At 71.1% G+C, this 23966-nt stretch carries 24 protein-coding genes; 12 read left to right on the forward strand and 12 right to left on the reverse strand.

Going from position 1 to position 23966, the window contains the following annotated elements:
• The 5 genes from QM638_RS13515 to QM638_RS13535 all read left to right on the forward strand — a co-directional run.
• On the forward strand, positions 1-788 hold a 788-nt coding region (locus QM638_RS13515; protein ID WP_415142516.1), incomplete at its 5' end, for a vWA domain-containing protein.
• A complete protein-coding gene (locus QM638_RS13520) occupies positions 781-2013 on the forward strand; it encodes an XdhC family protein (RefSeq protein ID WP_415142518.1) in 1233 nt (410 codons plus the stop codon). The genes QM638_RS13515 and QM638_RS13520, both read left to right, overlap by 8 nt.
• Before the next feature lie 85 nt (positions 2014-2098).
• A complete protein-coding gene (locus tag QM638_RS13525) occupies positions 2099-3340 on the forward strand; it encodes an iron-containing alcohol dehydrogenase (protein WP_415142575.1) in 1242 nt (413 codons plus the stop codon).
• Complete coding sequence (locus QM638_RS13530; RefSeq protein WP_415142520.1) at positions 3337-4731, forward strand: MadS family sensor histidine kinase; 1395 nt, start codon at positions 3337-3339, stop codon at positions 4729-4731. Before QM638_RS13525 ends, QM638_RS13530 begins: the two co-directional genes overlap by 4 nt.
• Complete coding sequence (locus QM638_RS13535) at positions 4728-5396, forward strand: MadR family response regulator transcription factor (protein WP_415142522.1); 669 nt, start codon at positions 4728-4730, stop codon at positions 5394-5396. Before QM638_RS13530 ends, QM638_RS13535 begins: the two co-directional genes overlap by 4 nt.
• Before the next feature lie 50 nt (positions 5397-5446).
• Here the strand turns inward: QM638_RS13535 and QM638_RS13540 are convergent, their stop codons facing one another.
• From QM638_RS13540 to mdo, 5 genes are all read right to left on the reverse strand, one after another.
• Positions 5447-6097 carry a GPR1/FUN34/YaaH family transporter gene (locus tag QM638_RS13540; RefSeq protein WP_415142523.1) on the reverse strand — a complete coding sequence of 217 codons (651 nt, stop codon included), beginning with the start codon at positions 6095-6097 and terminating at the stop codon, positions 5447-5449.
• 68 nt (positions 6098-6165) lie between these two features.
• Positions 6166-7155: a mycofactocin oligosaccharide methyltransferase MftM gene (gene mftM, locus QM638_RS13545; RefSeq protein ID WP_415142525.1), complete on the reverse strand. Its 990-nt coding sequence runs from the start codon at positions 7153-7155 to the stop codon at positions 6166-6168.
• Positions 7152-8714 (reverse strand): VWA domain-containing protein, encoded by a 1563-nt coding sequence (locus QM638_RS13550; protein WP_415142527.1) that lies wholly within the window; start codon positions 8712-8714, stop codon positions 7152-7154. The genes mftM and QM638_RS13550 overlap by 4 nt, the downstream gene beginning before the upstream one ends.
• 30 nt (positions 8715-8744) lie before the next feature.
• The gene (locus QM638_RS13555; RefSeq protein ID WP_415142529.1) at positions 8745-9917 is read right to left on the reverse strand and encodes an AAA family ATPase; all 1173 of its coding nucleotides are present in this window, start codon (positions 9915-9917) and stop codon (positions 8745-8747) included.
• Positions 9918-9982: 65 nt separating this feature from the next.
• Positions 9983-11275 carry an NDMA-dependent methanol dehydrogenase gene (gene mdo, locus QM638_RS13560; RefSeq protein WP_415142531.1) on the reverse strand — a complete coding sequence of 431 codons (1293 nt, stop codon included), beginning with the start codon at positions 11273-11275 and terminating at the stop codon, positions 9983-9985.
• A gap of 227 nt (positions 11276-11502) precedes the next feature.
• On the opposite strand from mdo, the gene QM638_RS13565 reads away from it, so the two are divergent.
• Entirely contained in the window at positions 11503-12459 is a 957-nt protein-coding gene (locus QM638_RS13565; RefSeq protein ID WP_415142533.1) for a hypothetical protein, read from the forward strand.
• On the opposite strand, the gene mftF is transcribed toward QM638_RS13565, so the two are convergent.
• Genes mftF through mftA form a run of 6 tightly spaced genes read right to left on the reverse strand, consistent with a single transcriptional unit; the run spans position 12456 to position 17495 of the window.
• On the reverse strand, positions 12456-13883 hold the full coding sequence (gene mftF / locus QM638_RS13570) for a mycofactocin biosynthesis glycosyltransferase MftF (protein WP_415142534.1): 1428 nt from the start codon (positions 13881-13883) through the stop codon (positions 12456-12458). The two genes, QM638_RS13565 and mftF, sit on opposite strands and share 4 nt — an antisense overlap.
• Positions 13880-14563 (reverse strand): mycofactocin biosynthesis peptidyl-dipeptidase MftE, encoded by a 684-nt coding sequence (gene mftE, locus QM638_RS13575; RefSeq protein ID WP_415142536.1) that lies wholly within the window; start codon positions 14561-14563, stop codon positions 13880-13882. Before mftE ends, mftF begins: the two co-directional genes overlap by 4 nt.
• Positions 14564-14579: 16 nt before the next feature.
• Positions 14580-15806, reverse strand: coding sequence for a pre-mycofactocin synthase MftD (gene mftD, locus QM638_RS13580; RefSeq protein ID WP_415142538.1), 1227 nt, complete (start codon positions 15804-15806; stop codon positions 14580-14582).
• The gene (mftC, locus tag QM638_RS13585; protein ID WP_415142540.1) at positions 15803-17062 is read right to left on the reverse strand and encodes a mycofactocin radical SAM maturase; all 1260 of its coding nucleotides are present in this window, start codon (positions 17060-17062) and stop codon (positions 15803-15805) included. Before mftC ends, mftD begins: the two co-directional genes overlap by 4 nt.
• The gene (gene mftB, locus QM638_RS13590) at positions 17059-17334 is read right to left on the reverse strand and encodes a mycofactocin biosynthesis chaperone MftB (protein WP_415142542.1); all 276 of its coding nucleotides are present in this window, start codon (positions 17332-17334) and stop codon (positions 17059-17061) included. Before mftB ends, mftC begins: the two co-directional genes overlap by 4 nt.
• A gap of 29 nt (positions 17335-17363) precedes the next feature.
• Complete coding sequence (gene mftA, locus QM638_RS13595) at positions 17364-17495, reverse strand: mycofactocin precursor MftA (protein ID WP_415142544.1); 132 nt, start codon at positions 17493-17495, stop codon at positions 17364-17366.
• Positions 17496-17633: 138 nt separating this feature from the next.
• Between mftA and mftR the strand changes: the two genes are divergently transcribed.
• Positions 17634-18272, forward strand: a complete 639-nt coding sequence (mftR, locus tag QM638_RS13600; protein ID WP_415142546.1) for a mycofactocin system transcriptional regulator — start codon at positions 17634-17636, stop codon at positions 18270-18272.
• 105 nt (positions 18273-18377) lie between these two features.
• Complete coding sequence (locus QM638_RS13605; RefSeq protein WP_415142548.1) at positions 18378-19604, forward strand: transcriptional regulator; 1227 nt, start codon at positions 18378-18380, stop codon at positions 19602-19604.
• A gap of 22 nt (positions 19605-19626) precedes the next feature.
• Here QM638_RS13605 and QM638_RS13610 read toward each other — a convergent pair whose 3' ends face one another.
• Entirely contained in the window at positions 19627-19989 is a 363-nt protein-coding gene (locus QM638_RS13610) for a VOC family protein (protein WP_415142550.1), read from the reverse strand.
• A gap of 194 nt (positions 19990-20183) precedes the next feature.
• Here QM638_RS13610 and QM638_RS13615 point away from each other — a divergent pair, with 194 nt between their 5' ends.
• Genes QM638_RS13615 through QM638_RS13630 form a run of 4 tightly spaced genes read left to right on the forward strand, consistent with a single transcriptional unit; the run spans position 20184 to position 23885 of the window.
• Positions 20184-20843: an ABC transporter permease gene (locus QM638_RS13615; RefSeq protein WP_415142552.1), complete on the forward strand. Its 660-nt coding sequence runs from the start codon at positions 20184-20186 to the stop codon at positions 20841-20843.
• On the forward strand, positions 20840-22057 hold the full coding sequence (locus QM638_RS13620) for an ABC transporter ATP-binding protein (protein ID WP_415142554.1): 1218 nt from the start codon (positions 20840-20842) through the stop codon (positions 22055-22057). Before QM638_RS13615 ends, QM638_RS13620 begins: the two co-directional genes overlap by 4 nt.
• On the forward strand, positions 22054-22872 hold the full coding sequence (locus QM638_RS13625) for an ABC transporter permease (RefSeq protein WP_415142556.1): 819 nt from the start codon (positions 22054-22056) through the stop codon (positions 22870-22872). The genes QM638_RS13620 and QM638_RS13625 overlap by 4 nt, the downstream gene beginning before the upstream one ends.
• A gap of 29 nt (positions 22873-22901) precedes the next feature.
• On the forward strand, positions 22902-23885 hold the full coding sequence (locus QM638_RS13630) for a glycine betaine ABC transporter substrate-binding protein (protein ID WP_415142558.1): 984 nt from the start codon (positions 22902-22904) through the stop codon (positions 23883-23885).
• Positions 23886-23966 lie beyond the last annotated feature (81 nt).

The raw sequence follows: 23966 nt of genomic DNA on the forward strand, positions 1-23966 counted from the left end.
CCCAGCGGCTGCGGGCGATGGCGAGCACCGCCGAGGTGCTGCGGCACCGCGACGTCGCCGCGCTCGATCCGGCCGAGCGGGCGCGGCTGGCCGCGCTGATCGGCCGGTTGCGCTGGCAGCATCCCCGGCGCCGTACGCCGCGGCAGCGGCCGTCCCGGCGAGGCCGGGTCGATGCCGGCCGGACCCTGCGTGCCAGCCTGCGCCGCCTCGGCGAGCCGACCGAGATCAGGCACCGTCGTCGGGGGCAGCGCCCACGTCGGGTGGTGCTGCTGATCGACGTCTCCGGCTCGATGGGCCCGTACGCCGACGCGCTGCTGCGGGTGGCCCACCGGATCGTCTCGGTGCCCGGCCGGGCGGGTGCCGGCAGGGTCGAGGCGTTCACCCTGGGCACGCGGCTGACCTGCGTCACTCGTGCCCTGCGGCTGCGTGATCCCGACCGGGCGCTGGTCGCCGCCGGCGAGACGGTCCCGGACTGGTCGGGTGGCACCCGGCTGGGGGAGACCCTGCGCGCGTTCCTGAACCGCCACGGCAGTCTGGCCCGCGGCGCGGTGGTGGTGGTCTTCAGCGACGGCTGGGAGCGTGGCGACGCGGTGCTGCTCGGCGAGCAGGCGGCCCGGTTGGGCAGGCTCGCCCACCGGCTGGTCTGGGTCAACCCGCACCGCGGCAAGGACGGCTACCAGCCGCTGCAGCGTGGCGTGGTCGCCGTGCTGCCGTCGGTCGACGACTTCCTCGCCGGGCACTCGCTGGCGACCTACGAGGAGCTGATGGGGGTGGTCGCCGGTGCGTGACGTGCTCGACGAGCTGATGCGCTGGTGGGAGGCCGGCGAGCGGGTCGGCATGGGCACCGTGGTGGCGACCTTCCAGTCCGCACCTCGTCCGCCCGGCGCCTCGATGCTGGTCGGCCCGGACGAGAGCGCCGTCGGCTCGGTCTCCGGCGGCTGCGTCGAGGGTGCCGTGTACACCCTGGCGCAGGAGGTGGTCGCGGACGGCGCCCCGGCGCTGCAGCGCTACGGCGTCTCCGACGACGATGCCTTCGCCGTCGGCCTGACCTGCGGCGGCATCCTCGACGTGTACGTCGAGCGGGTCGACCGGGACTCCTTCCCCGAGCTCGGCGCGATCGCCGCCGACGTCGGTGCCGGCCGGCCGGTCGCGGTCGCGACCGTGATCGAGCACCCGGACCCGACGATCCTCGGCCGGCGGCTGATCATCCATCCGGCTCCCCGCGCCCCCGGCGTTCCGGCCCGCGACGCGCCGGAGACCGGGGGCAGAGGGTCGGAGGCCCGGGCCGATGGCAGGTCCGGGGAACGACTCGGCGGCGCCGAGGTCCGTGGTGACCTCGGCTCGGCCCGGATGAACGACGCGGTGGTCGACGACGCCCTCGGCCTGCTCGCGCAGGGCAGCAACGCCACCCTGACCTACGGCACCGACGGCGAGCGCCGCGGCGAGGGCATGCGGGTCTTCGTCTGGGGGTTCGCCCCGAAGCCACGGATGCTGGTCTTCGGCGCCATCGACTTCGCCGCCGCGGTCGCGCGAGTGGGCAGCTTCCTCGGCTACCAGGTCACGGTCTGCGACGCCCGGCCGGTCTTCGCCACCGCCTCCCGGTTCCCGGACGCGGACGAGGTCGTCGTCGACTGGCCGCACCGCTACCTGGCCGCGGAGGCCGAGGCGGGCCGGATCGACGCGCGGACGGTGATCACCGTGCTCACCCACGACCCGAAGTTCGACATCCCGCTGTTGGAGGTGGCGCTCCGACTGCCGGAGGTCGGCTACATCGGGGCGATGGGCTCGCGTCGTACCCACGACGACAGGCTCGCGCGACTCCGTGAGGCCGGGTTCGGCGAGCGGGAGATCGCCCGGCTTGCGAGCCCGATCGGCCTCGACCTGGGCGCCCGTACGCCGGAGGAGACCGCCATCTCGATCGCCGCCGAGGTCATCGCCGCCCGCTGGGGTGGGTCCGGCGAGCGTCTCACCGGCACCGACGGTCGCATCCACCGCAACTCGGTGACTCCGTGACGGGGTTGCCCCGCTCGACGGACGAGTCTCCCGGTGTGTGGTGACCAGCCTCACAGACCGCGACTATCGTGAGGGGGTGAGTTCGATGATCGCCGCCGATCCGCCGCGGCACACCCGTCCGGGTGAGCCGGTGGCGCCCGTCGCGACCGAGCCGACCGTGGACCCGGCCCAGCCGCACGGCCCGCTGGTCAAGTTCCATGCTCCCGAGGTGGTCTTCGGCGTCGGCTCATTGGGCGAGGCAGGGTACGCCGCCTCGCGGCTGGGCGCTCGGCGTCCGTTCGTCGTCACCGACCCCGGGATCGTCGAGGCCGGCTGGGTGGCCGAATTGCTGTCGTTGTTGCGTGAGCAGCGGCTCTCCCCGGTGCTGTGGACCGGTGTCACTCCGAATCCCAAGGATCACGAGATCCGAGCCGCGTTCGAGACCTACCGCGAGCAGGAGGCCGACATCGTGGTCGCCATCGGAGGTGGCTCCTGCATCGACGCCGCGAAGGGAGTCGCGATCCTCTCCGGCAGTGGCGGTGACATCCTCGACTACGCGGGGATCGACAAGATGGCCGGCCCGATCCCGCCGCTGCTGATGATTCCCAGCACCTCGGGGACCGGCGCGGACGTGTCGCAGTTCTGCATCGTGACCGACACCGAGCGGCACGTGAAGCTGACCATCATGGGCCGCGCGCTCGTGCCGGACGTCTCGATCACCGACCCGCGGCTGTTGACCACGATGCCGGCCGCACTCAATGCCGCCACCGGCCTCGACGCCCTGACCCACGGGATCGAGTCCTATGTCTCCTTGGCCCACAACCCGCTGGCCGACGGCCACGCGCTCAACTCCGTCGGGCTGGTCGTCGGGCACCTTCAGCAGACGATCTCCCACCCGCGCGAACTCGAGGCGCGCTCGAAGATGGCGCAGGCCAGCCTGCAGGCCGGCCTGGCCTTCACCAACGCGATCCTGGGGGCCACCCACGCGATGAGCCATCAGGTCGGCGGCCTGCTCGACGCGCCGCACGGGGTGGTGAACGGCGTCTTGCTTCCACACGTGATCCGCTACAACGCCCGCGCGGTGCCAGAGCGTTTCATCGGCCTCGCCCGTTCGGCGGGACTTCGCGTGGACGGGATGCCCGGGGAGGAGGCGGCCGAACTGCTCGCCATCCACGTCCGCATGCTCGGCGACGAGGTCGGTGTCCCGCGCGGCCTTCGCGAGCTCGGCGTCACCGAGGAGGACATCGAGATCCTCGCGGACACCACGCTCGAGGATGCCTGTCTCACCACGAACCCCCGGGCCGCCAGCAGGGATGACATCCGCAAGCTCTTCCAGGAGGCCCTGTGACAGCGGAGGCGGAGGTATCCCGGCCCGACCTCGCCGCGCTCACCGGGGTCCGGTCGGGCAAGGGCTCCTACTATCGGGCGTACGTCCGTTCCGACGAGCGGCTCCAGCGCGCGGTCCGGGCGATGGACACCATCTCCCGCGGGGTCGTGCGCACCATCGAGGGCCCCCGCGGATTGCTCGAGCAGGTCGTCGCGGCCGCAGCGGCGCACCTGGACGCCGAGTGGGCGCTACTCGCGCTCGCCGATGGGAAGCTGCTCGGGGCGCGGCCGCGTTTCCTGGCGCTCGAGCAGGGTGGCGTGCCGCTCGACGACGATGCGGAGCTGCCCGGCTCGGTCCACCGCGAGCTCGGCGCGATACGAGCGGGTCTGGCGGTGCGGAGCCGGGACGACAGCCGCTGGGTGCGGGTCCCGATGATGCTCGACGGCCAGGCGATCGGGTGTCTGGCCGGTTTCCACGGGCTCGCGGCAGGCCCCGAGCCGGGGGACCTCGCGGTGTTGCGGATCCTGGCGAATCAGGCCGCCGTCGCGCTGCACACCTCGGAGGAGTATCAGGTCGGTCTGACCATGCGTCGCCGGGCCCAGCAGCTCTACGATCAGGCCACCGCTCAGGCCCGCGACCTGGAGAACCGGACCAGCGAGCTGCACGCTGCCGAGCGCCGACTGGTCCTCGCCAGCCAGCGAGAGCTCGTCGATGCCGAGCGGCATCGGATCGCGCGCGAGCTGCACGACTCGGTGACCCAGTACGTCCTGTCGGCCGGGATGGCCGTCGAGGTCGCCCGCGGCGAGGCCGAGGCGCTCGCACAGGGCTCGATCCAGGAGCGGCTCCGGGTCGCCAAGGGGTTGACCCAAGAGGCCGTCGATCAGCTGCGACGAGCCATCTACGCCCTCCATCGTGCCCACAGTGACACCCTCTCCCCGCTGCCCGACCTGCTCCGCGAGGTCGCCGAGCACCACCGCCCCCAGCTCGACGTCCAGGTCCGTGTCTGCGGCACCGTCACCGTGCTGCCGTCCGACGCCGACCATGAGATCGCGCGCGCGGTCGGCGAGGCGCTGTTCAACGCCGCGCTGCACGCCCGCGCGAGCCGTGCCGTGGTCCGGCTCTCCTACCGGCCGGACCGGCTCCTGGTCACCGTTGCCGACGATGGCGTCGGCGACCCGGCCGAACTCGGCCGGCGGCTGCGTCTCGAGCGCGGCCGGCCGACCGACGGCCGCCACCGAGGACTGGTCAACATCGAGTCACGGATCACCGACCTCGGGGGTGCCATCGCCTTCCGGCGGGCGCGGATCGGCGGCGTGCGCGTCGAGATGCGTGTCCCGCTTCCGCTGCCGCCGGGCCGGCCGGCGGTCATCGAACGGCTCGTCGAACCCCTGGAAACCGAGGCTGCACGATGACCGCGTCATCGGCCCAGCAGCGCACCGAGGTGGTTCGGATCGTGCTCGTCGACGACCACGAGATCATGCGCCAGGGTCTCCGGTCGGTTCTCGAACGGGAGGCTGACATCCTCGTCGCCGGTGAGGCCGGCACCGCCGCCGAGGCGATGGACGTGGTGGCTCGGATGCACCCGCAGATCGTGCTGCTCGACCTCAAGCTGTCGACGTCATCGGACAGCGAGGGGATCGACCTGTGCCGAGCGTTGACCGCGCAGCATCCCGATCTGGCCGTCCTGGTGCTCACCACCTTCCTCGACGAGCAGCTCGTGCTGCGCGCCATCCGGGCCGGCGCCCGCGGCTACGTCGTCAAGGACGTCGACACCTCCGGGCTGATTCGGGCGATCCGTGACGTCGTCCGCGGTGGCAGCGCCTTCGACGCACGCTCGGCCGCCGCCGTCGTACGCGGTCTGAATGCCGCGGAGCCCGAGCCTGCCGCAGCGCTCACCGAGCGCGAGCTGGAGGTGTTGCGTCTGCTCGCCGGAGGTCTCTCCAACCGGCTCATCGGGGAGCGGCTCTACATCTCCGAGACCACCGCGAAGTTCCACGTCGGCAACATCCTGCGCAAGCTCGGTGTGACCCGGCGCGCCGAGGCCGTCTACGAGGCATCCAAGGCCGGCCTGATCTGAGGACAGGCTCGCAGGCGGAGGAACGGCTCGCGAGTGACCAAGGATCGCTGCTAGCTCAGGACCGGCCTGCCCATCGGCAGTCGCGGCCCGCCGGTCGCGCCTGCCGCGGCGTCGGCGAAGAGGTAGGCGCCGACCGCGCAGAAGCAGAAGACGAGGACACCGCCGATCGTGAGGAGTCCCGAGTCGGCGCCGGCGGCACCGGCGTTGGCGTAGGCGAGGAGCACGAACAGCAGGGCCAGGTCGATCAGGACGAAGAGGATCGTGAAGGCAAGTGGCAGGCGCAGTGTGACCAGGGTGAGCAGGACGATCAGCACCAGCCACGCGAGCAGGAACATCTTCACCGTCGGCGTGGTCGCCTCGGCCGTGAGGCCGTACCAGTGGTGCAACAGTCCGAAGACCAGGGCGGCGTAGCTGAGCCAGAAGCCACTGAAGATGCCGAAGATGCCGGCCACGGCGTTCTGGGCGAGGCTGGCCGCCCAGACGGCGGCGATGACCTGGCCGATGCCGGTGGCCAGCGCGATGATCGCGATCGGCGAACCGACGACGCCCTGATCGACATAGCCGACCAGGTTGAGGCCGAGGGCGATCGAACCCACCAGGAAGGTGGGCACCCCGATCATCGCCGGATCGCCCGGCGGTGCCGCGGGCTCGGCAGGGACGACCTCGGTCGCGGACATGGTGCTGCGAGCGGATGTGGACATGTGGAGTCTCCTTCGTTGGTCTCCCGACCCGAATCGCGGTGCTCGTCGACGTCTGGTCAGCGAGGGGATCACCGCTCTGGGCCGGGGTGCTCGCTCCACGCGAGCGTCATGGGGGCTCGGTCGATGACCAGCCAGCCGCCGTGATGTTCGTGGACGTCGAAGCCGAACCCGGTGGCCTGGCCGAGATCGCGCAGGTCGGCGAGCGAGACGGTGCGGAGGTGACCCCAGGTCTCGTCGGGCACGTCCTCCAGGGGTACGGCGACCACGACCCGCCGTCGTGCCAGACGGACCGCCTCCGTGAGCACCCGGGCGCCATGGGCCTCATCGAGATGCTCGAGGAGGTGGAGGACAAGCACGGTGTCGGCCGCCGCGGCGGGCAGGGGCACGTCGGCGGCGTCGGCGACCAGCGTGTCCAGCGGCAGATCGAGGCGCTCGGCCACCGCGCCCAGGAGCCGGATGGTGCCGGGCACGATGTCCGAGACCGTCAGCCGCCGACCCTCCGCGGCCAACGAGAGCGCCAGGAAGCCGAAGCAGCTTCCCAGCTCGAGGACGCTGCCGCCGGTGAGCAGCTCGCGGGCGTGTTGGTGCACCGGGGCGAGGTCGTGATGCCCCCCGACCCCGCCCCGGTGGCTGCCGGTGAGGGTGGCCCGGTAGTAGCGCTCCCACGCCGTCAGTGGGTCGGGATCGGAGGAGACGACGATCCCGGTCACGATCCGTTCCAGGAGCTCGGCGCCACGCAGCCAGCCCGGGCCGAAGAGTTCCTCGCCGACCAGTGCCGCCAGCCCGCTGTGGAACTCCTCGGGAGGGACCCGGTGGACCACCCGCAGGCGACCGTCGACCCGGGTCACGTCGAAGTGCAGCGTGCGTATCATCCCGAGCGTCCGGCGGGGACGTGGACCCTGCAGACCACGGACCTCGACCAGCGCATCGGAGTAGACGCCGCCCGGTGCGGGAGCGAGCGGGTCGATCGGGGCGAGTCCAGCACTGGACGGGTCGGCCGAGGCGCCGCTGGCCGGCCCGGGGTGCTGTCCGTCCACTCCATAGGCGGGGCTGCTCATCGGCCCCCTCCCACCCCGGTGGCCAGCCCGGTGCTGACCCGCTCCAACCCGCCGAGACTGCGCACCACCTGCACCCGGTCGCAGTGCTCGGCGTAGAGCGGCAGGTCGCAGCTGCCCAGCCCCCACGAGTAGCGCGGCTCCGGGGTCAGCCAGACCACCGAGCGTGCCCGGCGGGCGATCTCCTCGAAGACGCCGAGTCGCGGATCGTGACCGTTGCCGCGGCCGTCGCCGAGCACCATCACGGTGGTGCGCCGGGTGACCGCGGAGCCGTACTGCTCGAGGAACTGCTCGAAGGCGGTGCCGTAGTCGGAGTCGGCGTCGACGTCGAGGACGCCGCCGGCGGGCAGGCCGGCCATTACCAGCGAGAGCGCCTCCTCGATCCGGTGCTCGGCGAAGAGGTCGGTGATCTCGACCATGTCCTTCACGAACGCGAACGTGCGCACCCGCGGAGCCAGCGACTGCAGCGAGTGCACCAGCTGGAGGGTGAACTTGGCGGTCATCCGCACCGAGAGCGACACGTCGCACAGCACCAGCAGCCGGGGCCGGTCCTCGACCTTGCTGACCGTGACCGGCCGGAACGGCACGCCGTCGTAGCGCATGTTGGTGCGCATCGTCAGCCGGCCGTCGACGGTGCCGCGGGCCGAGACCCGGCGCCGCGGGCGGGGCGAGCCGTGCAGGCTGCGGAGCAGACGCCGCAGGGACTCCTCCAGGGCCGCTCGGTCGGCCTCGTCGACCACCTCCGCCTGGGCCGCGGCGACCTCCTTCATCTCCAGCTCGAGGTCGCGCGCCAGCAGCGCCTCGAGATGGTCCTTGAGTCGCTGCGGCAGGTTCTCCAGGAACGGACGCAGCGCCTCCCGCAGCCGTGCCAGGTCCGCGGGCGTCTCCGGTCCGGCCTCGTCGTCGTGGTCGTCGTGGTCGTCGCCGGAGACCTCGTCGTCGAGCCAGGCCAGCAGCGCCATCTCCTCGGCGACGCTCAGCTCGGTGTCGAGCTCCAGCCCCGGGCGCCGTACCAGGTCACCCGGGGCGCCGGGGTTGTGCAGCCGGTGCGTGGTCAGCTGGACCCGCGCGGCCTCGGCGGCATCGCCCTGTACCGCGTCGGAGAGCACGATCTCGTCGGTCAGGCTGGCCATGTCCAGCCGGTTCGCCTCCTGGTGCAGGTTGTACTGCTGCGCCATGTCCTCGGGCCGGAAGAAGTGGTGCAGATCGACCGGCTTGCCGTGCGAGTGGCCCTGCTGCGGTGTGTCGCCGGGCTCGTCGGAGAGGGTGAACTCGGTCAGCTCACCCTCGTCGGAGAGGTCGTCGTGGCCGTGTCCGTGCCCGGTGCCGGTCTCCTCCACCACCGCCTTCAGCCCGAAGAACCGGTCGAAGACGCGGTCGAACGTGGCCAGGTCGCGACGATCCTTGACCAGGCTGACGGCCAGGGCCGAGCGCAGCATCTCCCGGTCGGCGAGGATGCCCGGCTGGGCGGCGGCCTGGAGTGCGTCGATGGTCTCCGAGACGCTGATCCGCAGCCCGTGCAACCGGAGCAGCCGGGCGAAGCGGTGCAGTGCGTGCTCCATCGCGACGGTCCTGTCTCGTGCGCCGGGTGCTCAGACCGGGCGCTTGCGGGCGCGGTTGGCGGCGAAGGACTTCTTGCCCTGCGAGCTGGACACCCGGCGCACCGGCTGCATCGAGCCGGGACTGCCGTAGTAGTCCTCGCCATGCCGGTCCGGACTGTCCTTGGCGCGGCGCACCTCGGCGCCGCTGGTGCCGTCGTCGGCGTCGTCGTGGGTGTGCGCGCCCGGCCCGTGGCCGTGCCCATGACCGTGACCGCGGCCGTGCAGGTCGGCGGGTACGACGGCGTTCGGATCGATCAGCGCCGGCAGCGCCGCGCCGGCCCGGACCACGTCGCGCTCGTACTTGACCACCACGCTCAGGGTCGAGGAGAGCACCTCGGCGCTCAGCTCGTCGACCCCGAGCACGGCCAGGGTGCGGGCCCAGTCGATGGTCTCGGAGATGCTCGGCGCCTTGCGCAGCTCCAGCTCGCGGATGCCACGGACCACCTCGACGAGCCGGGCCGCCAGCGCGTCCGGCAGCCCGGTGTCCTTGGAGCGCAGGATCTCCAGCTCGCGCTCCGGCGTCGGATAGTCGAGGAAGAGATGCAGGCAGCGACGCTTGAGCGCCGCGGAGAGGTCACGGGTGTTGTTCGAGGTCAGCACGACGTACGGCAGGTGCTTGGCGACGACCGTGCCGACCTCGGGGATGGAGATCTGGAACTCGGAGAGCAGTTCGAGCAGCACCGCCTCCAGCGCCTCGTCGGCCCGGTCGACCTCGTCGATGAGCAGGACCACCGGCTCCTCGCTCTGGATCGCCTCCAGCAACGGCCGCGGTGCCAGGAAGCGGTCGGAGAAGAAGACGCTGTCCTGCTTCGCGATCCGCTCGACGGCGTCGGTCAGGTCGGTGGTGTCGGCGATGATCTGCCCGATCTTCTCCCGCAGTATCTGGGTGTAGAGCAGCTGCTTGCCGTAGTCCCACTCGTAGAGCGCCTTGGACTCGTCCTGGCCCTCGTAGCACTGCAGCCGGAGCAGCCTGCGGCCGGTGACCTCGGCCAGGCTCTGGGCGAGCTGGGTCTTGCCGACCCCGGCGGGCCCCTCGAGCAGCAGCGGCTTCTCCAGCCGGGTCTGCACGAACACCGTGGTGGCCAGGCGCTCGTCGGCCAGGTAGCCGTGCTCGGCGAACCGGGTGATCGCGTCGGTGGCGTCGGCGAAGTCGGGCTCGGTCATCGTTCTCCTCGAAACAGTTGTGGGTGCGCCTCCCGCGATCGCGGGAGGCGCACCGCCGCCGGGGGTCAGCTGAGCAGGTCGTCCAGGTCGCCGTTGAGGCAGTGGTCGACCACCGGCCGGACCGTCTCGTAGGTGCACTCCTTGATGTTCCCGGGAGTGCAGGCGTCGCCGAGGACGTGGCGGGTGATCCGGTCGACATCGGCCTCGTCGCCCTTGATCACCGGGGACTCCTCGTAGAACTTGGTCGGTCCCTGGCCGAGCCGGTTCTTGGAGTAGCTGTCCTGGTGGACGTCGGTGAACTTCTCCGGGATGCCCACGTCGCGCAGCAGCCGGATGGCCGCCTCCAGGGCGGCGTCCGCGGCCTGCACCTTCGTCATCCCGTGGGTGTCGATCCCCATCGCCTCGGCGATCTCGGCGAACCGCTGGTACGCCGCCGGCATGTTGAAGGCCCACACCCGGGGCAGCGCGACGGCGTTGTTCAGGCCGTGGTGGGTGTCGTAGAAGGCACTGACGGCGTGGCTGATCGAGTGGATGATCCCCAGTCCACCGGAGTTGAAGGCCTGGGCGGCGATGTACTGGGCGTACATCATGCCTTCGCGCCCGGGCAGGTCCTGGCCGTTCCAGACCGCCTCGCGCAGGTTCTCCGTGGTCAGCTTGATCGCCCGGATCGCGTTGCCCAGCGACGGTTCGAAGTTCAGCCGGGAGACGTAGGGCTCGCTGGCGTGGGCGAGGACGTCGAAGCCGCACTGCGCGGTGTAGTCGATCGGGCAGTCGTAGTAGAGCACCGGGTCGTCGACGGCCAGGGTGGTCACCGAGGCGTCGTCGAAGGCGACGTACTTGTGCGGGTTGTCGGGGTCGGTGGTGGTGTCGGTGATGACATAGGCCCACGAGGTCTCCGAGCCGGTGCCCGCGGTCGTGGACACCGCGATGTGCGGCGGGTTCTTCGGGTTCTCGGACTTGTTGAACCCCTCGAACTCGTTGACGTTGCGTCCGTCGTGGGCGACCGAGATCCGGGCTCCCTTGCAGGCGTCGTGCGAGGAGCCGCCGCCGATGGAGACGAACGAGTCGCACTCGTTCTCCTGGTAGAGGCCGACGGCGTCCATCACGTTGTAGTCCTTGGGATTGGACTCGACCTTGTCGTAGACCACCACGTCCAGACCGTGGTACTTCATCGACTCGACGATGTTGCTGACCACGTCGGTGCCGCGCAGACCGGAGGTCATCACCAGGGTCTTGCGGAAGCCCAGCTTGAGGGCCTCGGGTCCGATCATCTCCCACGCGCCGGGACCGAGCATGGCCCGCGGGAACGGGTGGAACTCCTTGATGGGGAAGGGCTTGAGCAGCTGGTCGACTTGCATTCCGGGCCTCCTGGGACGACGTCGTTGGCGTCCTCGACGCTAGGGGAGCGGTGAGGGCGGTTACAGTCCAGAATCGGAATCCCGGTCGCTCCGGCAGGGGAGCCCTACCCGGTCGGAGAGGTACGCCGGCGCGCAGGAACTCGGCGTGAGCTCAGTCCGGGCGCCGGGGGAGCAGGCATCTGATCGAGCGGGCCCGCGCGGCTCCCCACCACAGGCCGGCGGTAGGGGTGGCCATCACCATGTCGGTAGAGCGTCGCGCCGTCTGCGGTTGCGGACGCGATATCGACACGATCGTGCGACTGTCAACTGCGCGAAGGCCTGTGCGTCGGGCCACGTTCTGTCACTCTGTGCATGACGGCAGCAGCGGTGTGACCGATGACGGTGCTACTGATGACATGGACAACAACAAGCGGATACGAGTGCGGCTGCGGGCCGTACTCAACCGAAGGGCCCTTGTGATGCCTACGATCTCACGCTCGATGCGGCACCCGGCCCTCATGGCCGCGGTGCTCGCCGTTGCCGTCGTCGGCGTCATCGTGGCGATCAACCTCGACGGCACGCGGAATCCGCGGGTGGTGGTCGTCGAAGCATCGGAGATGACGTCGTCGACGACGATCGCGGACTGGGCTCGGGTCGCGGACTACGTGGTGGTGGGGAAGGTCACCGCGGAGGAGCGTGTCGAGCCCGGCGATTCGGAGACCGCAGACGCTGGCGATGACCTGGTCGGACGCAACATCACGGTCGCGGTCGACACGGTGGTGTGGAAGGCCGCCGGCGTCACCCGCGAGCAGCCGTCCACCTTCACCATGGCTGCGTACGGGTGGCAGCACTCGAGTTCGGGCGAGGTCGAGCTCGCCCCCGAGGCCGGGGCCCGGCTCGAGGTCGGGCACCAGTATGTTCTGGCTCTTGCCTGGATGGCTGCTCACTGCTCGACCGACGGCGAAAGCACCCCGGCGCAGTGGACGACCATCGGCAGCGGGGGTGCGCTCCCGGCTGACGACGGCTTCGTCGGGGACGGGGAGTTCGAGGGCACCGTCACCGACGCGGCCTCGACGTCGGAGACCGACAGTGTTCTCGATCGCTACCGGGGAGACAGGCCCGCCCGGGTCGGCGAGGGCGTTGGCGCGGTGGAGCCCGCGCGGTCGGACATCTTCTCCGCAGCCGATCCCGATTGCGCCGCCTAGCTTCCCGGACGCCGGGGGAGCAGGCATCTGATCGAGCGGGCCCGCGCGGCTCCCCACCACAGGCCGGCGCCGTAGGCGAGGTCGTCCAGGCGGCGACCGAGGAGTGCGTACGGCGCCCCCGGGTGCTCGGACTCGGAGACGATCGCGTCGACCACGAGACAGGCCGCGAGGGCACGCAGCAGCGCCGGGCGCGTGCGACCGGCGCCGGCCAGTGCGAGGGCGGTCAGCGGCCACCAGTGCCGCAGCACCAGAGCCGACTCCTGCCGGACGGCCCACCCCAGGCCCTGCGTGGCCAGTCGCGCGGCCAGGATCCGCCGCTCGCCGTCGGGCAGGCCGGTGGCCGGCAGCCTGCGGTCCAGCCGCCACCAGCCGAACGCCAGCCCGGCCGCACCGGCGAGGGGCGACCAGCGCCGCGCCAGCAGGATCGCGGCCGCGGTGGCGGCGTAGGAGAGCGTCATCACCGCCGGTGCGCCGTTGCGGCCGTGCCGGGCGGCGAGCTCGGCACCGCCGCTGCCGTAGACGAACTTGCGACCCAGCCAACCGCGGACGGTGGTGCGAGTGTCGTGGTGGGCGACCAGGTCGGGGTCGTAGCGCACCCGGTGTCCCTCGGCGACCAGCCGCCAGACCAGGTCGACGTCCTCACCGACCCGCATCCGGGCGGTGAACCCGCCCGCCGCACGCAGGGTGGCGGTCCGACCGACCAGGCAGGCGCTGGGCAACCAGCCCACGGCCGCGCCGGGGCGCACCGAGCAGGCCCGTCGGCCCAGCGCGAGCGAGGAGACCTCGGCGTCGAACCGCTCGAACCAGTGCACCCGGCCGCCGTCCGACTCGCCGCGCGGCCGGCTGCGCACCAGCGGCCCGACCAGGGCGACGGCGCGGTCGCGCAGGTGGGCGGCCAGCGCGGTGAGGGTCGCGGCGTCGGCCACCACATCGGAGTCGACGAAGGCGACGTAGGGAGTGGTCACCTCGGCCAGGCCGGCGTTCCGGGCACCGGCCGGGCCGAGGTTGTCCGGTAGGGCGATCACGCTCGCCCCGGCGGAGGTGGCCGCGAGCCGGACCGCCTCGGGATCCCGGGAGGCGTCGTCGACCACCAGCGTGGTGAGTCCGCGCAAGCCGGCCAGGCAGCGGGCGAGCTGCTCCGGCCGGTCCCGGACGGGTACGACGACCGTCAGCTCACCCGGGTCGAGGTGGCTCTCGTCGGTGACCGGGTCGGCCAGGTTGCCGTCCACCAGCCGTCCGGCCAGGGCGTCGCTCAGCGGGTCGGTCACCGCGAGCTCGTCGTGTCGCACCCGATCCCAGGCCGCGCTCGCCAGCCGCATCGCGCGCAGCGGCGAGCCACCGACCAGCAGCATCCCGCCCGGGGTCGGGAGCCGGCGCACGTCGGCGCGCAGCCGGACCCGGAAGCCGTCCGGGAACCGACTCATCCCGCCCTCGAGGACAGTCCGGCTCGGTGGTAGGCCAGCGAGACCATCTCGGCCAGGATCTGGGCGCCCTCGACCGCCGAGGCGCCGGTGGGATCGCCGAGCACGCCGTTGGGCGAGACCGCCGCCACCCCGCCGGCGACCAGGTCGGGCAGCAGCTCGGGCAGTGGGGTGGTGTTGCCGCGGGCCGCCGCGGCCAGTCGCACCCGGGTCGGGGCGAGGTGCAGCATCAGCGAGGTCTCCAGCCGGCCGGCATGGGCATCGGCCCCCGCCCGGCCGGCGGCGGGCGCGCACGGCACCCAGGCCGCCGTACGTCCCTCGAAGCGGAGCCGGTCGACGGCGGCCCGCAGCGCGGCGAGGTTGCCACCGTGGCCGTTGACGAACAGCACCTGCCCGGCCCACTCGCTCAGCGACCGACCGAGCTCCACCAGGACCGAGGTCAGGGCCTCGGTGCCGATCGAGACGGTGCCGGCGAAGGACTGGTGCTCGCCGCTGGCCCCGTAGGGCACCGCCGGCCCGACCAGGCCGCCGACCAGCGGCGCCAGCTCCGCGGCGACGGCGCACGCCACCACCGTGTCGGTGTCCATCGGCAGATGCGGGCCGTGCTGCTCGAAGGAGCCGACCGGCACCAGCACGCCGGTGCCGCGCGGCACCGTGGGCGAGGTCAGGTCCGTCAGGCTCATGGTCGCCGCCGACTGCTCAGGCGCCGAGCTCGAGGATGAAGTCCTCGGGGATCAGCACCGACTCCGGGGTCAGCTCGTCGATGGACGTCAACCCGAGACCCAGCAGCGCGGAGTCGATGCCGGACTTGAGGATGTCGAGCACGTTCTCCACCCCGGCCTGGCCGTTGGCCGCCAGTCCCCACAGATAGGCGCGGCCGATCATCACCGCGTCCGCACCCAGGGCCAACGCCTTGACCACGTCCGAGCCACGTCGCACGCCGCCGTCGAGCAGCACCGTGATCTGGTCGCCGACGGCGTCCGCGATCGGACCCAGCACACGGATGGTGGCCGGCGTCCCATCCAGGTTGTTGCCGCCGTGGTTGGAGACCGAGATGCCGTCCACACCGGCCTCGACGGCCCTCTTCGCGTCGTCGATCCGGGAGACGCCCTTGAGCACGAACGGCAGGCCATCGGAGATCTGCTTCCACTGCCCGGCCATCCAGGCCACGTCCTCCCAGGACGGGGGTGGCGTGGTCATCCACTCGTAGTAGGCGCCGAAGAAGGTGGGCGCCGGACCGCCGTCCGGCGGTGCCAGGTTCGGCGCGGTCAGATCGGGGATCTCGAGCCTGCGGCCGAAGGTGTAGAGCCACCTGACCTTGGTGGCGACCTGCGGTGCGAACCGCACCATCGTGGCGAGGTCGACCTTCTCCGGGATCTCCGGGCTGCCCCAGTCCCGACCCATCGAGAACGACCAGTCGAGGGTGGCGATGAGCGCCTTCGCGCCGGCGTCGTACGCCCGCTGCATGCGCTGCAGCATCACGTCGCGGTCGCCGGTCCAGTACATCTGGAAGAAGGTCTTGTCGCAGGCACCGCAGACCTCCTCCACCGATTTCGAGGCGAAGTTGGACAGGCCCATGACGGTGTTGCGGGCCGCGGCGGCCCGGGCCACCGCGACCTCGCCGTCCGGGTGCACCGCCTGGACGCCGGTCGGGCTGATGATCACCGGCAGGCCGATCTCCTGACCGAGCACGGTACGGGTGGTGATCTTGTCCGCGTGGTGGCCGGCCACGTGCGGGGAGAGACCCAGCCGGGCGAAGGCGGCCTGGTTCTCCTCGATGGTCTGACCCCGCTCGGAGCCGGCCACCAGGGCGCCGTAGACCGGCTTCGGAAGCCGCTTGCGGGCGCGCTGCTGGGCCACGGCGACGGACTCGAACCACGGGTTCTGCTTCCAGGGGTTGTGCAGCCACGTGGGGCGTTCGGTCATCGGGCGGCTCCTTCGAGCTGGGCGGGGGAGGGGACGAATCCGGCGAGCGGGTTCTCCGCGCAGGCCGAGACGGGCGGGGCGGCCGGGGTGGCCAGGGCCTCCTCGCGGGTGCGCAGCTGCAGCAGCACCGGCTGGTTGCGGGTGGCGTTGCGACGCGAGTGGTCCTGGCTGGCGGCCGGGATCGTGCGCGGACCGGCCAGCGCGTGCTCGCCGTACCCCTGCACGCACTCCGGGTCCGGGCCATCGAGCGGCAGCCCGGTGAAGAACTTCGCGGCCATGCAGCCACCGCGGCAGGAGTCGAAGAACTGACACTGCGAGCAGGCCCCGCCGGTCTGCGGCGCACGCAGGTCGGCGAAGAGCTCGGAGGTGCGCCAGACCCCGGCGAAGCCGCCCGGCTCGGTGACGTTGCCGGCCAGGAACTCGGAGTGGATGGCGAACGGGCAGGCGTAGACGTCGCCGATCGGATCGATCAGGCAGACCACCCGGCCGGCACCGCACAGGTTCAGGCCGGGCAGCGCCCCGCTCCCGTCGGCCGGGCCGAAGGCGGCCAGGTGGAAGAAGGAGTCCCCGGTGAGCACCCCTTCGCCGTGTGCGACCAGCCAGTCGTAGAGCTCGCGCTGTTGTTCCGGCAGCGGATGCAACTCGTCCCACACGTCCGCGCCGCGACCCGAGGGACGCAGCCGGGTCAGCCGCAGGGTGGCGCCGTAGGCGTCCGCGATCGCCTTGAACTCGTCGAGCTGCGGAATGTTCTCCCGGGTGCAGACCACCGAGATCTTGGCGTCGGAGAACCCGGCCTCCCGCAGATTCCGCAACGCGGTGATGGCGGTGTCGAAGGAGCCGGGACCGCGCACGCGGTCGTTGACCTCGGCGGTGGCGCCGTCGAGGGAGATCTGGACGTCGACGTAGTCGCTCCCGGCCAGCCAGCGGGCGCGCTCGGGGGTGAGGCGGACTCCGTTGGTGGAGAACTTGACGCCGACATCGTGCGCGGTCGCGTACTCGACCAGGTGCCAGAAGTCGGGGCGGATGGTCGGCTCCCCGCCACCGATGTTGACGTAGAAGACCTGCATCCGCTGCAACTCGTCGATCACCGCCTCGCACTGCTCGGTGGTCAGCTCGCGAGGGTCGCGCCGGCCGCTGGAGGACAGACAGTGGGCGCAGGTGAGATTGCAGGCGTAGGTGAGCTCCCAGGTCAGGCAGATCGGGGCGTCGAGCCCGAGCTCGAACTGCTCGACCAGCCTCGGAAAAGCGGCGTTCATGTCTCGTCCCTTCGACGGATCATGTCGGTGGCGGCCAGGCCGGTCAGCGCGGCGACGTACGCCTGGTGCTGATCGGCCGGTACGCCGCCGGCGGCGAGCGCGGAGCGGACGTCGGGCTGTGTGCCCAGCGCCTCCACGACGGCCACGAGCTCCTTGCGCTTCAGGAAGGTGAGCTTGCGGTTGCCGAAGTGATAGGCGAGGGCGCCGAACGGCTCCGGACGCAGCGCCACCGACGGCGACAGGGTCCAGGCCTCATCGAGCTGGACGGTCATGGCGGTGTGCCCTCTCGGTGCCGGCCGGCTCAGTAGACGCCGCACATGCCGTCGATCGAGACCTCCTCGATCAGGGCGTCGGCGGTGAGCTCCTGCTCGGACCCGGTGGCCCCGGTGAGCTCCGTCTGCTCGTTCTCGGTGACTGCGGTGCTGGGTGTCATGCCGTCCTCCTCGTCGGTGATGGGGTTGTCACGGAGTGTGACCCCACCCACAATATTGACACGGAGGGCCAAAAGTCACTACCCGATCGGGTAGGTGGCGCGTGGAGCCCTCGACGCGACGAGTGAGAGACTTGTGTGATGCCCGGTCCAGCCGTTTCGCAGCCGCCTCAGGCCCCGGTGGTCGTCGGCGGAGAGTCGCGGTCCTCGCTCCGCGGACGCCCCGCGGCGACCTCGCACGGCGAGATCGAGCGGGCCGCCTTCCGGCTCTTCGCCACCGGTGGGTTCGCGGCCACCACCCTCGACGCGATCGCCGCGGAGGTCGGGGTGGGCCGGCGGACCATCGCGCGCTACTACCGGTCGAAGAACGACATCCCGTGGGGTCGCTTCGACCTGACCCTCGCGCACTTCCGGCAGCTGCTCGACGAACAGCCCGCCGACCTCCCGCTGCACGAGGCGGTGCACCGGGCGGTGGTCGACTTCAACGACTTCCCTCGCGATGCGAGCCCCACGCATCGGGACCGGATGCGGCTGATCCTCACCACCCCGGAGCTGCAGGCGCACTCGGTGCTGCGCTACGCCGAGTGGCGCCGGGTGATCGCCGAGTACGTCGCCCGCCGCACCGGGACGAGCCCCGACGACCTCCACCCGCGCACCGTCGCGCAGGTGTCGCTGGCGCTCGCCCTGTCGGCCTACGAGACCTGGCTCGACCATCCCGGCACTGCCCTCCCGGCGCTGGTGGACGAGGCCATGCGCGGGCTGCGCGACTACCTGAGGTGACCGGCCGAGGTGACCGGCCGGAGGGCGGACCCGGCCGGAGGAGTCCGGAGTAGTCTCGGCGGTGCCGGCTCGGCCGGTGGTTCGCACTCGGCCCCAGGAGGGTGCATGGTCAGGCCAGACCTGCAGCAGCGCCGACTCGAGGCGATGCACGCCTGGAACACGTTCGTGGAACGCGGTGACGAGGCGGCCCGGCTGGTGCGCCCGGAGATCTGGTCGAGCTGGACCCGTTCCGGCGCGGCGCTGAGCATCGATGTCGCCGAGGCGCCGCTGGCCGACGAGGACGAGACCAGGGAGTACTGGCGCGGCTCGGCGCTGCAGATCGCTGTCGAGCGGGTCGAGTCGGATCTTCGCCGTACCGCCGAGGACGGCGACCTGGTCATCGCCGTCACCGATCCGGACACCCGGATCCTGTGGACCTACGGCGGCCGGGTGATGCGTCGCAAGGCGGAGCGGGTCAACTTCGTCCCGGGCGGGCTGTGGGACGACGAGTCGGTCGGCACGAACGCGCTCGACCTGGCCGGGAGACAGGACGCCCCGGCGATGGTGTTCAGCGCCGAGCACTACGCCCAGGTGGTGCACAACTGGGTCTGCTGGGCGGCCCCGGTGCACGAGCCCGGGACCGGACGGCAGCTCGGCGTGCTCGACCTGTCCACCACCTGGGACCGCAGCCATCCGATCGGGCTGGCCACCGCGCAGGTGATGGCCCGGCTGATCGAGACCGCGCTCCCCGCGCGCTCGCCGCGTCGCGCCGGCCCCGAGGAGATCTTCGCGCCCGGGTTGGTGATGACCCTGTTGGGCACCGCGGAGACCCGGCTCGACGGCCAGCGGCTGCTGCTCAACCGGCGCCAGACCGAGATCCTGGCACTGCTCGCGCTGCACCCCGACGGGCTCTCACTGGATCAGCTGCACGCGATGGTCTATGGCGACCAGGCGGTCACCGTCTCCACCCTCAAGGCGGAGGTCTCGCACCTGCGGCACGCGCTCGGCGGCCAGCTCGCCTCGCGGCCGTACCGGTTGCTGATGCCGGTGGACACCGACGTCGAGCACGTGCTCGCGCTGATCCGGCAGCGCAAGGTCCGTGCGGCGGTGGAGGCGTACGGCGGCGACCTGCTCCCCGGCACCAACAGCCCCGCCCTGACCGAGCTCGCCGAGTACGTCGCCGTCGCGCTGCGCGAGGCGCTGCTGGCCGACCCCGAGCCTGAAGCCGTCCTCGACTACGCCCAGCGTGCGCCCTACGACACCCAGGTGGTGGAGGCCTGCCTGCATGACCTCGGCGCCCGCTCCCACCCCGCATTGCCCCTGCTCCGCGCCCGGCTCGCCGCCGCCCGCTGACCGAACAGAGCCAAATGGACCTTCAAGCCTCGGTGAGCAGAGGCAAATGGGCCCTCGGGCTCCGGCGAACAGAGCCACATGGGCGCTGCGACGGCGGTGAGCAGAGGCACATGGTGGTCAGGTGGTTGCCGAACGGATCGCGCAGCGCGCAGTCGACGCCGTACGGCTCCTCAGTCGGCTCCTCGGTGAACTCGACGTCCTTGGCCCAGAGCTCGTCGTAGGTCCTCTGGCAGTCGTCGGTGGTGAGGATCGCGGCGACACCGAGGACGCCCTCGGTGACCAGGTCTCGGACCTGCGCAGCGGTCTCCTCCGAGTGGCCCGGTGGACCGGGGACCTCGAGCAGCAGATGCCGGCCGGATCGGCAGGCAACGCAATCGTCAGCCACCGCATGAAGCCCAGGTCGACGTCGAGGCTCAAGGGGGTGGCCCGACACCTCGAGTGTTCCGGGAGGTCAGCACCGGTCCGGAGCGTCTCGCGGGGGCTGCGCGACGCGCCGGGTGATCGGTGGTTCCGCTCGTTTGTGATTAAGTGGATGACCGATCTGGACCCGAGACGCTCGACCAGGGAGGCGCATAGGACGTGTGGGACTTCATCAAGGACCGCCACCAGCAGATCCTGTACGACGCGTTCCAGCACGTCTACCTGGTAGTGCTGGCGGTCATCATCGCCATGGTGATCGCGGTGGTGCTGGCGGTCCTGGTGACCACGTTCCCGAGGATCCTCGGCATCCCGACCGCGCCGACCGCCAACTCGTTGAGTGCGATCGGGCTCACCATCCCGTCCTTCGCCCTGATCGGACTGTTGTTGCCGCTGACGCACATCGGCGCGAACACCGCGCTCATCTGCGTCTGCTTCTACGCCATCTTCCCGATCCTGCGGAACGCGGTGGTCGGTCTCGACGGGGTCGACGCCACCCTGATCGAGTCGGCGCGTGGGATGGGGATGGGCGAGATCGCGATCCTGGCCAGGATCAAGGTGCCGCTGGCCTGGCCGGTGATCCTGGCCGGCATCCGCGTCTCGTTGCAGATGTCGATGGGCGTGGCAGCGATCGCGGCGTTGGTCCTCGGTCCCGGACTGGGGAGCTACATCTTCACCGGCCTGGCCCAGGTGGGCGGCACCAATGCGGTCAACTACGCGCTGGTCGCCACGCTCGCCATCGTCATCCTCGCGCTCGCGCTCGACCTGCTGCTTCTTCTGCTCGGCCGACTCACCATCTCGAAGGGGATCCGCGCCTCATGACCGATACCACCCATTCGGACACCATCAGTGGGGTCGAGATCACCCTCGACAACGTCGTCAAACGGTATCCGGGGCAGAAGGCCCCGGCGGTCGACTCCTTGAGCCTCACCATTCCGGCCGGCGAGGTGGTCATGTTCGTGGGCCCGTCGGGCTGCGGCAAGACGACCTCGCTGAAGATGATCAACCGCCTCATCGAGCCGACTTCGGGCACCATCAGGATCGACGGTGAGGACATCCGCGGCAAGGGCGCCGACGAGCTGCGCCGCAGCATCGGCTACGTGATCCAGGGCGGCAGCCTGTTTCCCCACATGAGCGTGGCGAAGAACATCGCGATCGTGCCCAGGATGCTCGGCTGGTCGAAGGGCCGGATCGCCGAACGCGTCGACGAGCTGCTCGATCTCGTCGGCCTCGATCCGGAGCGCTATCGCGACCGATACCCGCGCGAGCTCTCCGGCGGGCAGCAGCAGCGGGTCGGCGTCGCCCGCGGCCTGGCGGCGGACCCACCGGTGATCTTGATGGACGAGCCGTTCGGCGCGGTCGACCCGATCACCCGACAGCGGCTCCAGGACGAGCTGCTCAGCATCCAGCGCGAGCTTCGCAAGACGATCGTCATGGTCACCCACGACATCGACGAGGCGGTCAAGCTCGGTGACCGGGTGCTGATCCTCGCCGAGCAGGCACGGGTCGCGCAGTACGACACCCCGGAGACGATCCTGGCGGCACCGGCGAACGACTTCGTCGATGACTTCGTCGGCTCGGGGTCGGGCCTCAAGCAGCTCTCCCTGACCCGTGTCTCCGCCATCGAGCTGTCTATCAGGACGACGGCTCGGGTGGGTGAGGAGAGCGCCGACGTGGTCGCCCGGGCCGAGCAGGCCGGCGACGCCTCGGTGGTGATCCTGGATGATCGCAACCGGCCGGTGGCCTGGCGGTTCCTGCGCCAGTTGCGGCGCTCGTCGCAGGTGCAGCCCGGAGACCGCGAGTCACTGATCACCCTCGACCACCGTGCCACGCTCAACGACGCGCTGGACACGATGCTCACCTCCAGCCACGGCGGCGCGCTCGTCTGCGGCGACCGGGACCAGTATCTCGGCATCATCGACTTCGACAGCGTGACCGAGCACATGCGGGCGGTGGAGAAGCACGCCGCCGAGGTGGTCGGATCCTCGGCCACGCAGCCGACGGGCTACGCGCCCACCGGGGAGGGCACGCCGTGACCGAACACTCGGTGAGCCCAGGAGCCACCGTCGAGCTCCCGAAGGGAGATCGTCCGCCGCGGCGGCGGCGCCGACGTGACACGCGCGGTGACGGCGAGTCCTTCGGCATGCTGTGGGTGCTGCCCTTGGTGGTCCTGCTGGTCTTCGGGGGGTACGTCTGGTGGCGTCAGAGTGCGGACCTCGACTCCATCGAACGCTCCGCACTGGCCTGGCCGGCCATCCGCGGCGAACTGTGGCAGCACGTCAAGCTGACCGTCGTCTCGTCGGCGATCGTGGTGGCGGTCGCGGTGCCGCTCGGCGTCCTGGTCACCCGCGGCCGGGCCAAGGCGATCGCCCCCTTCGTGGTCGCCGTCGCCAACACCGGCCAGGCGGCGCCGTCGATCGGGCTGCTGGTGCTGCTGGCGATGTGGCTCGGCTTCGGCTTCTGGACCGCGATCCTGGGGCTGAGCCTCTACGGTCTGCTGCCGGTGCTGCGCAACACCATCACCGGGCTGCAGGGCGTCGACCAGACACTCGTCGAGGCGGGTCGTGGCCTCGGCATGTCCGCGGCCGCCGTACTCCTCCGGATCGAGCTGCCGCTGGCCCTGCCGGTGATCATGGCCGGGATCCGCACCGCACTCGTCCTGGTCGTCGGCACGGCGGCGCTGGTGACCTTCATCGGCGCGGGCGGCCTGGGCGGCGCGCTGGACTCGGGCATCACGCTGTTCCGCTTCCCGGTGATGGTCGCGGCCGCGGTGCTGATCGCGCTGCTCGCCCTGCTGGTCGAGTGGGCCGGCCGCGTGCTCGAGGTCGTCTTCCGGCCGAAGGGGATCTGATGAGCGCGCGGACTCGCCGAACGAGGGCCATGCGCGCGCCGCTCGCCACGCTGGTGGCCATCCTGGCGTTGACGCTTTCCGGCTGTGGGATCGGTCTGGGCACCGCCGGCGGCTACACCGCGTCCGGGACGCTGGCCGGTCCCGTCGCCGGAGTGAAGCGACTCGACGGAGCGAGCATCGCGGTCGGCTCGAAGAACTTCACCGAGCAGGTATTGCTCGGCAAGATGACCGTCATCCTGCTCAAGTCGGCCGGTGCCGACGTCAAGGACCTGACGAACATCCCGGGCAGCGCGGCGGCGCGGCAGGCGCAGCTGGTCGGCCAGGTGCAGATGATGTGGGAGTACACCGGCACCGCGTGGCTGACCTACCTCAACCACGACAAGCCGATCGCCAACTCGCACAAGCAGTACGTCGCCGTCCGCGACGAGGACCTCGCCGAGAACGACCTGGTGTGGCTGCCGCCGACGCCGATGAACGACACCTACACCATGGCCATCAACCAGGCGACGGCGAAGAAGTACGGCATCACCAAGCTGTCGCAGATGTCGAAGGTGCCGGCCGCGGACCGCACGTTCTGCGTCGAGTCGGAGTTCACCGACCGTCCCGACGGGCTGAAGGGCATGCTGCAGACCTACGGCCTGCCGCTCGGGGAGTCCGGCGGGATCCCGCGCTCCAACCTGCTCACCCTGCAGACCGGCGCGATCTACGACGCCACCGCCAAGGGTCAGTGCACCTTCGGCGAGGTGTTCACCACCGATGGCCGGATCAACGCCCTGCACCTGACGGCGCTCCAGGACGACAAGAGCTTCTTCCCGAAGTACAACGGCTCGCTGGTCATCCGCAAGGACCTGTTGACGGAGTATCCACAGCTCACCGATCTGTTCGCGCCGGTCAGCAAGAGGCTCACCAACAAGGTCATCGCCCAGCTCAACGCGGAGGTGGACGTGGACGGTCGCGAACCGGGCGACGTGGCCTATGACTGGCTGGTCAGCGAAGGGCTGATCGCCGGCTGAGCCGAGCCAACGATCCACCAACCCTCGCGGACCTACGGTGACCTCGACCACGTTGGCGGCCGGGAGTCGGCGATTCCCCGG

This window comes from Nocardioides sp., from assembly GCF_047606145.1.
Classification (GTDB): Bacteria; Actinomycetota; Actinomycetes; order Propionibacteriales; family Nocardioidaceae; genus Nocardioides.

Excerpts from the sequence above, each read along its gene's own strand:
- QM638_RS13525 (WP_415142575.1), top strand. The coding sequence starts at position 2,099 with ATGATCGCCGCCGATCCGCCGCGGCACACCCGTCCGGGTGAGCCGGTG.
- QM638_RS13535 (WP_415142522.1), top strand. The coding sequence starts at position 4,728 with ATGACCGCGTCATCGGCCCAGCAGCGCACCGAGGTGGTTCGGATCGTG.
- QM638_RS13540 (WP_415142523.1), bottom strand. The coding sequence starts at position 6,097 with ATGTCCACATCCGCTCGCAGCACCATGTCCGCGACCGAGGTCGTCCCT.
- mftM (WP_415142525.1), bottom strand. The coding sequence starts at position 7,155 with ATGAGCAGCCCCGCCTATGGAGTGGACGGACAGCACCCCGGGCCGGCC.
- QM638_RS13550 (WP_415142527.1), bottom strand. The coding sequence starts at position 8,714 with ATGGAGCACGCACTGCACCGCTTCGCCCGGCTGCTCCGGTTGCACGGG.
- QM638_RS13555 (WP_415142529.1), bottom strand. The coding sequence starts at position 9,917 with ATGACCGAGCCCGACTTCGCCGACGCCACCGACGCGATCACCCGGTTC.
- mdo (WP_415142531.1), bottom strand. The coding sequence starts at position 11,275 with ATGCAAGTCGACCAGCTGCTCAAGCCCTTCCCCATCAAGGAGTTCCAC.
- mftF (WP_415142534.1), bottom strand. The coding sequence starts at position 13,883 with ATGAGTCGGTTCCCGGACGGCTTCCGGGTCCGGCTGCGCGCCGACGTG.
- mftE (WP_415142536.1), bottom strand. The coding sequence starts at position 14,563 with ATGAGCCTGACGGACCTGACCTCGCCCACGGTGCCGCGCGGCACCGGC.
- mftD (WP_415142538.1), bottom strand. The coding sequence starts at position 15,806 with ATGACCGAACGCCCCACGTGGCTGCACAACCCCTGGAAGCAGAACCCG.
- mftC (WP_415142540.1), bottom strand. The coding sequence starts at position 17,062 with ATGAACGCCGCTTTTCCGAGGCTGGTCGAGCAGTTCGAGCTCGGGCTC.
- mftB (WP_415142542.1), bottom strand. The coding sequence starts at position 17,334 with ATGACCGTCCAGCTCGATGAGGCCTGGACCCTGTCGCCGTCGGTGGCG.
- mftA (WP_415142544.1), bottom strand. The coding sequence starts at position 17,495 with ATGACACCCAGCACCGCAGTCACCGAGAACGAGCAGACGGAGCTCACC.
- mftR (WP_415142546.1), top strand. The coding sequence starts at position 17,634 with ATGCCCGGTCCAGCCGTTTCGCAGCCGCCTCAGGCCCCGGTGGTCGTC.
- QM638_RS13605 (WP_415142548.1), top strand. The coding sequence starts at position 18,378 with ATGGTCAGGCCAGACCTGCAGCAGCGCCGACTCGAGGCGATGCACGCC.
- QM638_RS13620 (WP_415142554.1), top strand. The coding sequence starts at position 20,840 with ATGACCGATACCACCCATTCGGACACCATCAGTGGGGTCGAGATCACC.
- QM638_RS13630 (WP_415142558.1), top strand. The coding sequence starts at position 22,902 with ATGCGCGCGCCGCTCGCCACGCTGGTGGCCATCCTGGCGTTGACGCTT.